Annotated in this window: 12 protein-coding genes; 2 read left to right on the forward strand and 10 right to left on the reverse strand. The window is 45.0% G+C overall.

All coding sequences use genetic code 11. The features are described from left to right. Nucleotides 1-21: 21 nt before the first annotated feature. The 5 genes from ABQ275_RS18610 to ABQ275_RS18630 all read right to left on the reverse strand — a co-directional run bounded on the left by ABQ275_RS18610 (nucleotide 22) and on the right by ABQ275_RS18630 (nucleotide 5,489). Nucleotides 22-1,314: a hemolysin family protein gene (locus tag ABQ275_RS18610; protein WP_349314664.1), complete on the reverse strand. Its 1,293-nt coding sequence runs from the start codon at nucleotides 1,312-1,314 to the stop codon at nucleotides 22-24. A 24-nt stretch (nucleotides 1,315-1,338) separates the two neighbouring features. Next, nucleotides 1,339-2,070 carry a ZIP family metal transporter gene (locus ABQ275_RS18615; protein ID WP_349314665.1) on the reverse strand — a complete coding sequence of 244 codons (732 nt, stop codon included), beginning with the start codon at nucleotides 2,068-2,070 and terminating at the stop codon, nucleotides 1,339-1,341. Further along, a complete protein-coding gene (locus tag ABQ275_RS18620) occupies nucleotides 2,067-2,645 on the reverse strand; it encodes a phosphatase PAP2 family protein (protein ID WP_349314666.1) in 579 nt (192 codons plus the stop codon). The genes ABQ275_RS18615 and ABQ275_RS18620 overlap by 4 nt, the downstream gene beginning before the upstream one ends. A 2-nt stretch (nucleotides 2,646-2,647) precedes the next feature. Further along, complete coding sequence (locus ABQ275_RS18625; RefSeq protein ID WP_349314667.1) at nucleotides 2,648-3,391, reverse strand: class I SAM-dependent methyltransferase; 744 nt, start codon at nucleotides 3,389-3,391, stop codon at nucleotides 2,648-2,650. Nucleotides 3,392-3,464: 73 nt separating this feature from the next. Beyond that, complete coding sequence (locus tag ABQ275_RS18630) at nucleotides 3,465-5,489, reverse strand: LTA synthase family protein (RefSeq protein ID WP_349314668.1); 2,025 nt, start codon at nucleotides 5,487-5,489, stop codon at nucleotides 3,465-3,467. Nucleotides 5,490-5,651: 162 nt separating this feature from the next. Here ABQ275_RS18630 and glmM point away from each other — a divergent pair, with 162 nt between their 5' ends. Further along, on the forward strand, nucleotides 5,652-7,034 hold the full coding sequence (gene glmM / locus ABQ275_RS18635; RefSeq protein ID WP_349314669.1) for a phosphoglucosamine mutase: 1,383 nt from the start codon (nucleotides 5,652-5,654) through the stop codon (nucleotides 7,032-7,034). Between the two features lie 196 nt (nucleotides 7,035-7,230). On the opposite strand, the gene ABQ275_RS18640 is transcribed toward glmM, so the two are convergent. The 5 genes from ABQ275_RS18640 to ABQ275_RS18660 form a co-directional block, all read right to left on the reverse strand. Continuing rightward, on the reverse strand, nucleotides 7,231-8,358 hold the full coding sequence (locus ABQ275_RS18640) for a cysteine desulfurase family protein (RefSeq protein WP_349314670.1): 1,128 nt from the start codon (nucleotides 8,356-8,358) through the stop codon (nucleotides 7,231-7,233). 172 nt (nucleotides 8,359-8,530) lie between these two features. Beyond that, nucleotides 8,531-9,241 carry a LytTR family DNA-binding domain-containing protein gene (locus ABQ275_RS18645; RefSeq protein ID WP_349314671.1) on the reverse strand — a complete coding sequence of 237 codons (711 nt, stop codon included), beginning with the start codon at nucleotides 9,239-9,241 and terminating at the stop codon, nucleotides 8,531-8,533. Next, entirely contained in the window at nucleotides 9,238-10,509 is a 1,272-nt protein-coding gene (locus ABQ275_RS18650; protein ID WP_349314672.1) for a sensor histidine kinase, read from the reverse strand. Before ABQ275_RS18650 ends, ABQ275_RS18645 begins: the two co-directional genes overlap by 4 nt. 198 nt (nucleotides 10,510-10,707) lie before the next feature. Then, nucleotides 10,708-11,055 carry a DUF4907 domain-containing protein gene (locus ABQ275_RS18655; protein WP_349314673.1) on the reverse strand — a complete coding sequence of 116 codons (348 nt, stop codon included), beginning with the start codon at nucleotides 11,053-11,055 and terminating at the stop codon, nucleotides 10,708-10,710. Continuing rightward, nucleotides 11,048-12,043, reverse strand: coding sequence for a kelch repeat-containing protein (locus ABQ275_RS18660; RefSeq protein WP_349314674.1), 996 nt, complete (start codon nucleotides 12,041-12,043; stop codon nucleotides 11,048-11,050). The genes ABQ275_RS18655 and ABQ275_RS18660 overlap by 8 nt, the downstream gene beginning before the upstream one ends. A 247-nt stretch (nucleotides 12,044-12,290) precedes the next feature. Between ABQ275_RS18660 and ABQ275_RS18665 the strand changes: the two genes are divergently transcribed. Next, a complete protein-coding gene (locus ABQ275_RS18665; RefSeq protein ID WP_349314675.1) occupies nucleotides 12,291-13,625 on the forward strand; it encodes a DUF4270 family protein in 1,335 nt (444 codons plus the stop codon).

Below are 13,625 nucleotides of genomic sequence, written 5' to 3' on the forward strand. Positions count from 1 at the left end.
CTGATTACCGGGAGAAAACCCTTATTCCTCCTCTGTGGATACGGCGGGAGGTGTAACCAGTACTTTGTCAATACGGTGAGCATCCATGTCCACTATTTCGAACTCGAAGCCGCGCCAGGTAAACTTTTCGCCTGTTTTCGGGATATGTTCAAGGTTGTGCAGGATAAATCCGGCCAGCGTATCAAAGTCCTGATCAAATTCTGCCATCCAGTCTTCCTTATCAAATTCTGCCAGAAAATCGTAAAACGGCACCTGCGCATCCACCAGGTAGGAACCATCTTCTCTCAACACCATTTCATAATCATCGCTCTCCCCTGTTTCCGGCATATCACCTACAATCGCTTCCAGGATATCATTGAGCGTGATCATGCCCAGGAATGTACCATACTCGTCTACGATGAAGGCGGCATGGCTATGTGTTTCCTTAAACTTTTCGAGTACCTGGTAGGCAGTATTATTTTCCGGCACAAACAGCGGTTTCTTCATGATCTGTGTCAGGGGCAGGCTTTTACCGGCCACCACGTACAGGTCTTTGATAGAAATAATGCCTTTGATGCTGTCTATCTGTCCTTCACATACGGGATATACCGAATGCAGGCTGCTGTGAATTTTTTGCTGATAATCACTGGAAGACTCAGTAATGTCGAGCCAGGTAATATCATTGCGGTAGGTCATGAGCGACGTAATGTTCCTGTCTCCCAGGTGAAATACACGTTCGATGATCTCCTGTTCTGTTTCCTCGATGGCACCGGAACTGGTGCCTTCACTGATAATTGCTTTGATCTCTTCTTCTGTCACCTGCGTATCTTTTGGTTGCAGGTTGAATAATTTTATCAGGACATTGCTGGAGGCGGTCAACAACCAGATGAAGGGAAACGTAAGCCAGGATAACGCCTGCATGGGCTTTGACATGGCCTTCGCAATGGTTTCCGGCTTGGCCAGCCCAATACGTTTGGGTACCAGTTCGCCCAGTACCATAGAGAAATAAGTGATCACCACCACGATAATCGTAGTAGCAACGGCACTGCCATAAGGCTGTAATACAGGAAAGGTATTGACCCAGGCCAATACATCTGTTTTGATGTTTTCGCCGGAGTAGATACCCGTTAATATCCCGATAAGGGTGATACCGATTTGCACGGTAGAAAGAAAAGTGTCTGGATTATTTGCCAGCTTTAATGCTGCTTTCGCTTTTTCATCCCCTTTATTGGCCAGGTATTCCAGGCGGCTTTTACGCGCCGACACCATAGCTATTTCCGACATAGAGAATATGCCGTTTAATAAAATAAGGATGAGGATAATGACGACTTCCATGATTTAAAGTCTAAAAATAAAAAATTATTCAAATATAAGGGTAAGAAAAGCCAAAAGCAGCCCCGCTGCAATTGCCATAATTTTACGCCCGCTTAGTTCGTGATGTTTTGTTCCGCTTTCATAGAAAATAGTGGTGGAGATGTGCAGGAATGCGCCTATCACCAGTGCTACTACAAACAGCAGGTAGTGGGAAACGATTTCGAAACGATCACCCATCCATCCCGCCAGTATAGCTGCCAGCGGTGTTACAACCGCAAATAGCAGTAATATGCGCCACAGTTCCGCTCTTTTCTTATGTGCGTGCATCATTACGGTGATGAGCGTTAATGCCTCCGGTATTTTGTGTGCCGCAACGCCCAGCATTAAAGAAGGCAGCGCAGATTGATCTTCATAATGAAACCCAAGCGGGATACCCTCCATGAAAGCATGGATGGAAAGCCCCAGCAGCAGCGGTGTTACTGCAATATGATGATGATTTTCACCGGGTATATGTGTATGCCCGTGTTCCATTCCGTGCGACAACTGTTGCAGGAAAACCTGCAGGAAGAAACCAAGCACGACATAAATCCCGGCTGCATGTCCCAGTTCATGATACACTTCCGGCAGGAGGTGCATAATGGTTACGCCAAAAAGGAAGGCGCCTGTGAAGGCCAGCAGGTAAATGGAAAAATTAGCGTGAATACGCTTCACTGTCATGGGAATCACCCCTCCGGCAAGCGTAGCCACCAGTATTAGTATCAGATAGTTCCAGTTCATGATGTAAGTTCAGGTTCCAGTCTTATGCGGCGTTGAAAGAAACTACCGCTCAGCAACCCGATTAAAATGCCCAGCACCGCACCACCCGTTACATCCAGTGGATAATGTACACCTACGTAGACCTGTGCATAGCAGATAACGGCTGCCCATGCAAAAAACAACCAGGTGTAACGGCCAAAAGCTGATTTTAAAGTTAAGAAACAAAATGTAGCCAGCGCAAAATGATTAGCAGCATGATTAGATGTAAAGCTGCCGCTCATAGGACAATAAGACACCAGCACCCTCGTATAATGGGATACAACAGGGTCGCGGCAGGGTCTTATCCTGCCAAAAGCCGATTTGATGTAAAGACTGCTCTGATCGGCCAAACCGAAGCAGAGCAAAAAGAACATGATCCAGAATAAACCTTTCCAGCCGTAATTAATGGTAACAAATAAGCCCAGGAAAAGGTACAGGGGCGCCCACACGTAAGGCTCCCGCAAAAAAGGCATAATAACGTCCAGCGCGGCATTGTGCCACTGTCCGTTGATATGAAAGAATAACCTTAGATCGCCTTTAAGAATATTTTCAAGCATGCCTATGATTTTGTAGCGATGATAATCAGTCGTGGTGAACGTTGTTCATCATAACTGTTAAAGTGATAATCGCCGAATATTTCTGTTATGATCAGCCCCTGCTTTGCAAACATCTTCTCAAAATCTTCTCTCACAAAAGCATTTACACTTTCTGTAAATGTTGCACGGCGCATTTTCTCCTTATCGAGAATATTGATCTCTTTAATGAATTTTTTATTGATGTATTGCCGGTGGATATCAAACACCACCTGGTCTTTTTCCTTTACTTCATCCACTACGAGGTGGGCAGCTACATAATTACTGTTGAGGTAATCCAGTACCAGCCTGCCTCCCGGCTTTAATGCGTTTTTGAGGGTACGCAGGGCGTTGTCATTATCCCGCTGGGATTCAAAATATCCGAAGCTGGTAAAAAAATTCAGTACAACATCAAAATAATTTACGCGGAATGGCAACCGCATATCATGCTGAAAAAAGCTGAGGTGCGCATTTTCCATTTTTTTTGCCACGTTGATGCTTTCTATGGAAAGATCAATACCGGTTACATCGTAGCCTTTATCTGCCAGGTATTTGGCATGACGGCCTTTTCCACAGGCCACATCCAGCATCTCCGCATCCTTCGGCGGGTGCAGATAGGCCAGCAGCTTGTCAATAAAAGCAGCAGCCTCCCGTTCATCACGGTTATTATACAATAAGTGATAGTAAGGAGAATTAAACCAATCTTCAAACCAGCGTTTATCAATTTCCATAGTTCATTTCTGCTGTTAGCAGCTGTTTTTCACCAGCCATTCCGTAAATATAATTACTGCATGACGGTCAGTGCTAAAGTCCTTTTTTATTATTAAACATCAAATATCGCGTGCTTTCATAGAAGCCGCGTGTTAAGTTATCCAGATTTTTTGCCGTATCCGGCTGTTCATCCCTGATATTTTTCAGCGGATCGCTTTGCAGGTCATACATCGCCGCCGCATCTGTTTTCATGTTTATTTCATACAGGTAACGGTCGCCCAGTAAAGCATAATAAGGCTGCTGGTTACGGATATATGTTATAAACACATATTTATCATTCACCCGGCTACTGTCGAACAGGTTTACGCCCAGGGTATAATTTTTATAGGGCATGCCTACCATACCGGCCACCGTAGGATACACATCCAGCAAGCTGCCGGGGCTGTTGATCTGCTGCGCCGCCAGGTGGGCGGGACTATACATAAATGCCGTTACGTGTTCTCCGCCGGTAGCCATCTCATATTCTGGCAGTGGCATAAAGCTATACGGATTCAGCACACAATTATGATCGCCAAAGAAAACGAAGATAGTGTTATCCAGGTAACCGTCTTTGCGGGCCATATCTATGAGGTGACCTACATTATAATCTTCATAGCGCAGGGCATTGAACTGATCTATGGATACGAACCCGGACTTTTTGAACTTGTTCATATCAATGTCTTTCTCTGTCAGCTTTTTGAAATCGCCGGCGCCACTGCTGGTGGTGTAAGGCGGATGGTTATCGGCCAGTTGCAGGAAAGCCACGAAAGGTTGCTGCCGGTCGTTATTGGTTTTGAACAATTCACTGGCTTCGGTGATAAGATCGTAGTCTGAAATGCCCCATACATCTGCTTTTGCCGACTTGTACATCCCTTCTTCATAAATCCGGACGCCTTCTATATTGTTGGTAAATACTGCGCGGATATTGGCCCAGTTGGTGTTTCCGCCCAACAGGTACATTTTATCGTATCCTTTGAACTGGTCCAGGATAATGCGCTGATCCAGCATTTTAGGATGACGGCTCGCCGTTTTCACCGCGGTAATATCCGGCAGGCCGGTGGTTACGCCAAAAACTGTTTTAGCGGTACTGATAGCGGGTACATAAAAGTTTTTAAAGAGCACGCCGCTGTCTGCCAACCGCTGCATATGCGGGGTAGCCTGCATCGGGTTGTTGTACATACTGGTTACCGCTGCGCCGGTAGATTCCAGCATCACCAGAACTACATTGAGTTTCGGTTTTGCGGTATCGCCAGCCACGGTGCGTACATAATTCAGGTTGGCGGTATCCAGGCTATCAACTTTGAGGTATTCCGCTATATAAGGGTAATATTTTTTTGTTTTAGCGAGATCAAAAGTATCTCCTTCCACCGTGAAGTTAGATACGAAATACAGGATGGGATTGAGCCCCAGGCTGGTCACTCCATTATCGCGGGTAAACATGGCCTGGCTCCAGCGCAGGGGGAAATATGCAAAATTGCCATAGATACCGGCGGCCACCAGGAGTACCAATGCGGTTACATAGCCGGTAAACGGCCAGTTACGGAGGTAAACAGCCGGTTGCGCCGCAAACTTTTTCCAGGTATATTTTTGAAGCCGGTATATTAAAAACATGAATACCACGATAGCGAGTAAACCGCGTACCACCGGGTAGCTTTGCCATACCATGCGGGCATTATCGGCGCGCTCGCCTTTAGCCAGGAACCGCAGGATAGAAGGGTCCAGGCGCTGACCGAGGTAATCGTAATGCCCCAGATCCAATATATATAATAAGGTAAGTAAGGTAAATACCAGGAAGAGATAGATGGAAATGCTTTTGCGTATAGCCCTGGACGTAAAAAAGCGGTTTCTTACGATAACCGCCACCAGTGCAACAGGGATGATGAGGATGAGTGCCAGTCGCATGTCAAACTTCAATCCCAGGTACCATGCTTTAGCAATTGCCCCATTATCAGTAACCGTGGTTTTGAAGAAGAACAGGTAAAAAATAACCCTGAACATCACCGTCAGCAAGAAAAGGTAAAGCGTCTGAACAAGCACATAACGAATATACCGGGGTATATTCTTCCAGGAGTATTGCATGCAACGTATAGCTGTTTTTTTAAAAGCGTAGCTGCAAATATAATGAAAAGTGAGTGGGGAAAAGAGAAAATCAATAACCTCCGGCGCCACTCATCCTCTATTCATAATTAGGAAATCTGCACGGGTTTTTTTTATATTTGCCTTCCTTAAAAATAGAATCTTGTGGCACTGATCAAATCAATATCCGGTATACGCGGAACCATAGGTGGCAAGCCCGGTGAGGGCCTTTCTCCATTAGATGTGGTAAAATTTACGGCAGCTTATGGCACCTGGCTTCTCCGTCAAACAGAAAACCGTAAGGTGGTAATAGGCCGTGATGGCCGTATTTCCGGCGAAATGGTGAAAAACCTGGTTGTATCCACCCTGAACGCATTGGGTATCGATGTAGTAGATCTGGGCCTTTCCACTACTCCGACGGTAGAGATTGCCGTTAAGATGGAAAATGCAGCAGGCGGTATTATTCTTACTGCCAGTCACAATCCTAAAGAATGGAACGCCCTGAAACTCCTGAATGGAGAAGGTGAATTCATTTCCGGTGAAGACGGCGCCCTGCTGCTGGACATCGCTGAAAGAGAGGATTTCAACTTTGTAGACGTGAACAAACTCGGCACCTACACACAAGATGATTCCTATCTGCAAAAACACATTGACCTGGTACTGAATTATCCGTTGGTGGATGTGGCCGCTATTAAAGCACGTAATTTCAAAATAGTGATTGATGCCGTAAACTCTACCGGCGCTTTATTTGTTCCGCCCCTGCTGAAAGCATTAGGCGTGGAAGAAGTAGAAGTACTGTTTGGTGAAGTGAATGGTAAATTCAGTCACAACCCGGAGCCGCTGGCGGAAAACCTCACAGCCCTCTCCAATGAAGTAAATAAGTCCAAGGCCGACCTGGGTATCGCCGTTGATCCGGATGTGGACCGTCTTTGCTTTGTTTGCGAAGATGGCAGCATGTTCGGCGAAGAATACACACTGGTGGCGGTGGCTGACTACGTACTGAGCAAACGCAGCGGCAATACTGTTTCCAACATGTCATCCACCCAGGCACTGAAAGATATTACCCTGAAACATGGCGGCCAGTACGCTCCTTCTGCTGTTGGCGAGGTGAACGTAGTAAAGAAAATGAAAGAAACAAACGCTGTAATCGGTGGAGAAGGTAACGGTGGTATCATCGTTCCGGACCTGCATTATGGCCGCGATGCACTGATTGGTATTGGTCTTTTCCTCAGCCACCTGGCGCATAGCAAGAAAAATATCAAAGCACTCCGCAACAGCTATCCCGATTATTTTATCTCTAAAAATAAAATAGAGCTGGATAAAGGCGTAGATGTAAAAACCATCTTCGAAAAAATTAAGGGCAAGTATAAAAACCAACCTTTAAACACTGAAGACGGGCTAAAAATAGAATTTGATAAAGACTGGGTGCATCTGCGCACTTCCAATACAGAACCCATTATCCGCATTTACGCAGAAAGCCAGAATGAAACAACGGCAGATAATATTGCAAAGAGGATTATGCAGGATATAAAAGAGTTCATGCACTGACCAGGATTAAAGGATTATAAGATTTACCCGGATGGGTGTTTTGTTGTTTGATTTTTTTTAAAGAATTTTTAAAGAATATAAGAAAGAAGTCCTGCCTTAACAAGCAGGACTTCTTTCTTTATATAATTTTTTAATACTATTCTAATTAAACAACAAAACACCCATCCGGGTAAATCTTATAATCCTTTAATCCTGGTCATATTAGTTCCTTCAACTTAGCCACCACCCTATCCACTTCTTCCCTGGTATTATTTTTAGAGAAAGAGAAGCGTACGGCCACCAGGTCAGGATCGTTATTTAATGTACTGATAACGTGAGACCCCGTACTGGCGCCGGAAGAACAGGCGCTGCCACCAGAGGCACAAATACCGTTTATATCGAGGTTAAAGAGGATCATCTCACTTTTATCTGTTCTGGGGAAAGATACGTTCAGTACCGTGTACAGGCTACGGCCATATAGGTCGCCATTGAAAACAACACCGGGAATGTGGCTTTCCAGCTGTTCTACCATATACATACGCAGGTCGCTGATATAGCGTCTGTGTTCTTCGTAACTTTCGGTTGCCATTTCCAGTGCCCTGGCGAAACCAACAATACCATACAGATTTTCAGTACCTGCACGCATATTGCGTTCCTGGCTGCCTCCCTGGATGAAGGGGGATATCTTCACACTATCATTGATATATAAAATACCAACTCCTTTTGGACCATGAAATTTATGACCGGCGCCGGTAATGAAGTGTACGTTTGTTTTATGCAGATTAAACGGATAGTGCCCTACAGTCTGTACCGTGTCTGAATGGAAGATGGCATTAAACTCCTTGCACATTTCACCTACTTCCCAGAGGTCCAGCATATTGCCTATTTCGTTGTTTGCATGCATGAGGGTAACCAGGCATTTCCCTTCGGCGCCTTTCAGCAGGTCATAGAGGTGGGCCAGATCGATATGTCCTGAAGGTAATACGTTTACATAAGAGAGGGCAATACCATCGCGTTTATGCAGGCATTCCACGGTGTGCAGGGTAGCATGGTGCTCAATAGGCGAGGTGATGATATGCGTGCATCCCAGGTCTTTTATAGCCGCATTGATGGCGGTGTTGCTGCTTTCCGTACCACCGGAAGTAAAAAAGATCTCTCCCGGATTGGCATGAAGGATTTTCGCGACAGATTTACGTGCAGTTTCGATAGCCAGTCTTGTTTCTCTTCCAAATGAGTAGATAGAAGAAGGATTGCCAAATTTTCCGGTCAGATAGGGCAGCATAGCGTCCAATACCACTGGGTCAAGTTGTGTGGTGGCGGCGTTATCAAAATAAATTCTTTCCAATGTCGGATGGTTTTTGATGATTGGTGCCCGCAAAGTTCCGAAAAAAATGTGAATTAGACCGTGGATGGAATAGAGCTATTTTCCGATTTATGAACTTAGATATTTAGTTTAAACAGCATATTATCGTCTAAACAAATATCAAAATTCATAAATCCGAAAATTCATAAATGATTTACGAGTTCCTGTTGATCACATCATAGAACCGATCGCGGTAGCCATCACTGATAGGAATAGGTTGATTGGCAATCATGACGGTATTCTTCTCCACTGAATTTATTTTATTGAGCGATACCAGGTAAGAGCGGTGTACGCGGATAAATTTATCGGCGGGCAACCGGGTTTCGAATGATTTGAGACTGCGCAGGGTGAGTACCGGCAGATTTTGCGTATAGATTTTCGTATAGTCTTTCAATGCTTCGATGAAGAGAATATCTTCAAGATTAATCTTGATGATCTTGTATTCCGTTTTAATAAAGATGTAGTCATTGAGCCAGGCAGCATCCACGGTGTTGCCTTTTTGCTGGGTGGCCGACATTGTTTCGTTGGCTTTAGCCGCAGCTTTGAGGAAACGCTCAAAGGGCACGGGTTTGAGCAGATAGTCCACCACATCCAGGTTAAAGCCATCCAGTGCATACTCTCCGTAGGCCGTGGTAAAGATCACCATGGGCGGGTATTTTAATGACTTAAGGAACTGGATACCGGTGATGTCGGGCATCTTTATATCCAGAAATACCAGGTCTACCGGTTCTTCTTGCAGAAAGTGCAATGCGTTGGCCGCATTCTCAAATTTGCCTGCAAGGGTCAGATAGGGCACCTTCCGGATATAATCTTCCATGATTTCCAGCGCCAGTGGCTCATCGTCCACTGCTATACACTTTATCATTTTTTCAATACTATTTTAAGCTCAACAATAAATTGGTTTCCCGCTTCTGTAATATTTACTTCATGCTCATTTGCATAAAGCATTTCCAGTCTTTTTAATACATTCTGTAAGCCTATTCCTCCCCTTTCTGCGACCCGCTCTTTAAAGAGGCTGTTTTTAACGATTAAGTTGATCATATTTTCCGCAATAGTAATATCTATATCGATAAAGGAATGTTCTGTATAGCTGATGCCATGTTTAAAAGCGTTTTCCACAAAAGGTACCAGGAGCATAGGTTCTATCTGCCATGCCACCGCGTCGCCGGTTAACTGATAGTTAATGCTGATGTCCTTGGGCAACCGCAACCGCTGTATATCAATATAATCCTGTAAATATTTCAGTTCCTGCGACAGCAATACCCTTGCTTCATTGGACTCATAAATCATGTAGCGCATAATGGTTGACAACTTCAGGATCGCATGCTCTGTTTGTGCTGATTGTTTATGTGCCAGCGAATAAATAGTATTCAGACAGTTAAAAAGGAAGTGAGGATTAATCTGCGACTTCAAAAATTTTAATTCCGCATTCAGTTTCTCTACTTTCAGTTCTTCCCGTTGTTTTTCGCTCTTAAACCATTCCTGGGCAATTTTTATAAAGCCACTCATAAACAACATGAGCAAAGCAAAGAACCCTGATCGTCGTAATACTTCCGGAAACAGCAGGTATTCCCAGAAATAAGGCGGGTCCCTTCTTACTATGAAATTGTCTGTACTACCCGGTGGTGGCGGTATCGGCAAACTATCTGTTCCGCGGGAAACCAGTATCCGCTCCGCACGCATCGCATGTACACCCTCCTCTGCTTCTATCCTGAACATGCGATTCCTGCGAGGGTGAAACGGAGGAAAGCCTTCCCGTGTTACATTTTGTACCTGATTATTTTTATCTATCCGCATCGTCGTCATGGCCGGACGCGATAAAAAGTGTCTGAAAAAATAAAAATCAAGTGCAGCCTGTTGTACTGTAATGAAGGTAACCAGCAGGATTACGCTGCTCAGGTAAATGGCAATTTTTTTTCCGTTGAAAAAACGCGGAATTAATACGTAAATATTGAGATAGAAAATAGCAATGAGAAAGAGATTATCAATCAGTTCTTTGATAAAAAACCCTTTGTGCAGGATCTGAATCCGGTAGATAAAAAAAGGAAAAAATAAAAAGCACGCCCATCCCAGGATGTGCAGTGCAATGATGAAGGGACGGTTTCTAAGAATCTGTTTGAAGTTTAGCATCATTTTGTTTGACGCAATAAACTTACACCAGAACAGGTTATCCTTCTGTTAAAGTTTGTTAATCACCCTATAAGGGATTGTTAAAATTACAATGATATTAAAAATACGTTAAAATTAAGGCCCATAGCGATCTCCATCCGATTAAAATATTAAAATCAGCTTAAAATGAGGGGCCTTGAATTGATGTGCCGACAGGTATTTCTACCGCGCTTCTGCGATCTGCATTTTTACTAATTCGGCCTGCGTCATGGCTGGCATTTTACGCTGTACTAATTTTTCCATCACCGCATTCCCTACGCGCAGGGCATCTTCTTTTGAATGAAATACCCGGTTGCCGGGAACGCCTGGAATTACATCCTGGTAAATGTAGGGATGTCCGTCCATGACTACTTTATATCCCCAGCCACCATTAATTTCAAAAGGCTCCACCGCAAGGGAAACCATTGCGGTGGAACTCTTTTCCGGTGTGACTGTGCGGTGTTTTACGGCTACAAAAACCAGTACCGCCAGCACGATGCCGGCTACGATTAAGATATTTCGTTTAGTCATTCTTGTTATACTCAGCTGTAGGATCAAATTCAAACATGTTATCAAACGCCTGGCTGGAGCTGGTACCCAGTACTACAAAGCCGCGGTCTTTTACAGAAAAGCCCACTGCACCTGTACGGGCAGCACCTTCGAAGTCTGTTTTCTGTACCCAGGTATCGGAACCGGGTGTGTATTCCCATACCGCACTGGTTAATCCACCGGTGGTACCGGAAACGATATATCCTTTTCCTTTCATGGCAAAAGCCGCTGCGCTGCTACCTTTGAAGTTGTAGCTATCATCATAGCTGTCGTCAGAAAGATTGTCGATAGCACGCAACTGTACCCAGTTGTCTGTATCGCCGTCATACGCATAGAAATCGCTGATAAAAGTAGAGTTGGCCGTTCCCATGACCACGTATGCCCGGTTGCCGATCACGAAAGAAGAAGCATCTGTTCTTTTACCGGTGTTCAGGCTGGGTGCCTGTGCCCAGCTATCTGTGGTGGGATCGTATTTCCAGTTATCTTTTAACCAGTTACCATCATAGCCGGTAGTGATAAAGCCTTTATCTTTCAGTGCAAAGCTAACCGCGCCATAACGTGCAGAGCCTGCAAAGTCGGCCTTGCGTTGCCAGCTGTTGGCAGCAGGATCATACTGATAAAAATCATTCAGTTTGTTGAGTCCGTCGTAACCCGTGCCGATATACCCTTTACCGGCCATGGCAATACCTACCGCGCCATTGCGGCCCGCACCGGGGAATGCTGCTTTCTGCGTCCACTGGTTGAGATCTACATCATATACCCAGAAGTCCTGCAACCGGTTTTCACCATCATAGCCGGTACCGATGTAGGCTTTATTATCAATCACAAAAGATGCAGCCGAACTTCTGGCGACCCCTTCAAATTCGGAACGTTTGATCCAGTTACCCACCAGGGTGGTGGTGGAAGAATCCTTAGAGCAGGCCACCAAAGAAGCGATCAATAATAAACTATAACCTTTTAAATAACGCATTAGCATGTTCTTTTTACGATAGCCAAAATTATCCGCAGGAGCATTCCGGCAAACAGGAAATAGATATACCCCTCTTTTTAAATGACAGATACCGTTATTTTATCTGCCAGCAGTAATCTTTCGCCGCTAATGCTTGTTCATGCGCTATTGGCAGCATAAAGAACAGAATCCACGGTTCATCGATGAATTATGCCTGTTGGCATATTAAAGGAACTGTAAGTATTGATCCTGTCTAAAATTGCGCACCATGAACACGACCATGTATCATTTATTTTTCAGCCGCTTCCGGCGCAGCATCTTCAAATACCTGCCGGGAGTTTTGCTCGTGGCAGCTTTTTCTTCCTGTGAAAAGGCCGGCTTCACTTACAATAATGTGGTAGATAATAATCAGGCAACAGATTATATCCTTTCTGATACTTTGTCGCTCACCATGAAAACAATCCGGTATGATTCCATACCCACTTCCGGTGCAGCTACGTTGCTCACCGGTATCAAAACAGATCCGTTGTTCGGTACCACCACCGCTACTTCTTTCTTTCAGCTGTTACAACCCGCCACCATTGATATTCCTGTTCACGGATCACAATATGATTCCATGTCGCTGATCATGCATCCCAACGGATATATGTCAGGTGATTCTACTATACCGCAGGATCTGCGCGTGTACCGGGTGACGGAAAAAATTCAGCCGGCAAAAAACTTTTATTATCTCTACAACAACAGTAGCTTTTCTACAGAAACCAATCCCATCGGTAGTTTCACGGGCATTATACGCCCTGGCACCGATAAGATTATTTCGGTCAAGATGTCTGACATCCTGGGCAACCAGCTGTTTACCATGTTGCGCGATAAGAGTCCGGATATTACCGCTTCCAATACTTTCCTCGAATTTTTCAAAGGGCTGCAGGTGAGGCCCGGTCCCAACAGTAAAGCGGTAACAGGCTTTTCAGCGGAGGACACCAGTCTTACCATGCGGTTATATTATCATACCAATGAGATCATCACAACGGTGAAATATGTGGATTTTAAAATGACCACGCCTGAGCTCCAGTTCAACCAGGTGTCCACAAACCGCACCGGTACGCCCATAGCCGCGCTGGACGGCACTGAAAAGGAATTGCCATCTACACAAACAGGGAATGTTGCTTTTATACAGCCTATAACGGGGGTGGCTACACGAATAGATCTGCCGTACCTGAAAAGCCTCCCGCAACTGGGACAATACTTCAAGCTCATGAAAGTGATCATGACGGTATCTCCCGCCAACGGCAGTACAATCGGATACCGGCTACCGCCTAACCTGGTCCTCTGTGCGGTAAATAAAACAAACGATGTAACCGACACCCTCAATTACGGCACGCTGACGATTGACAACATGTATAACGAACATACCACCTACACCTACGACATCACATCGTATTGTACAGCACAGCTAACGGCTACAGACAACACGGCCCGCGGCCTGTTGCTCACCACCAGCGGCGGGGAAGCCAGAACAACACTGGACCGTCTCGCTATCGGCGATCAGCGCAACACAAAAAACAAGATCAAAATACAGGTGTACTTCCTGTTGTATAAATAA

Origin of the sequence: Chitinophaga sp. MM2321 (genome assembly GCF_964033635.1) — a bacterium.
GTDB lineage: Bacteria > Bacteroidota > Bacteroidia > Chitinophagales > Chitinophagaceae > Chitinophaga.

Coding starts and splice junctions, on each gene's coding strand:
- ABQ275_RS18620 (WP_349314666.1), bottom strand. CDS start 2,645: ATGCTTGAAAATATTCTTAAAGGCGATCTAAGGTTATTCTTTCATATC.
- ABQ275_RS18610 (WP_349314664.1), bottom strand. CDS start 1,314: ATGGAAGTCGTCATTATCCTCATCCTTATTTTATTAAACGGCATATTC.
- ABQ275_RS18660 (WP_349314674.1), bottom strand. CDS start 12,043: ATGCGTTATTTAAAAGGTTATAGTTTATTATTGATCGCTTCTTTGGTG.
- ABQ275_RS18630 (WP_349314668.1), bottom strand. CDS start 5,489: ATGCAATACTCCTGGAAGAATATACCCCGGTATATTCGTTATGTGCTT.
- ABQ275_RS18625 (WP_349314667.1), bottom strand. CDS start 3,391: ATGGAAATTGATAAACGCTGGTTTGAAGATTGGTTTAATTCTCCTTAC.
- ABQ275_RS18655 (WP_349314673.1), bottom strand. CDS start 11,055: ATGACTAAACGAAATATCTTAATCGTAGCCGGCATCGTGCTGGCGGTA.
- ABQ275_RS18615 (WP_349314665.1), bottom strand. CDS start 2,070: ATGAACTGGAACTATCTGATACTAATACTGGTGGCTACGCTTGCCGGA.
- ABQ275_RS18665 (WP_349314675.1), top strand. CDS start 12,291: ATGAACACGACCATGTATCATTTATTTTTCAGCCGCTTCCGGCGCAGC.
- ABQ275_RS18645 (WP_349314671.1), bottom strand. CDS start 9,241: ATGATAAAGTGTATAGCAGTGGACGATGAGCCACTGGCGCTGGAAATC.
- ABQ275_RS18650 (WP_349314672.1), bottom strand. CDS start 10,509: ATGATGCTAAACTTCAAACAGATTCTTAGAAACCGTCCCTTCATCATT.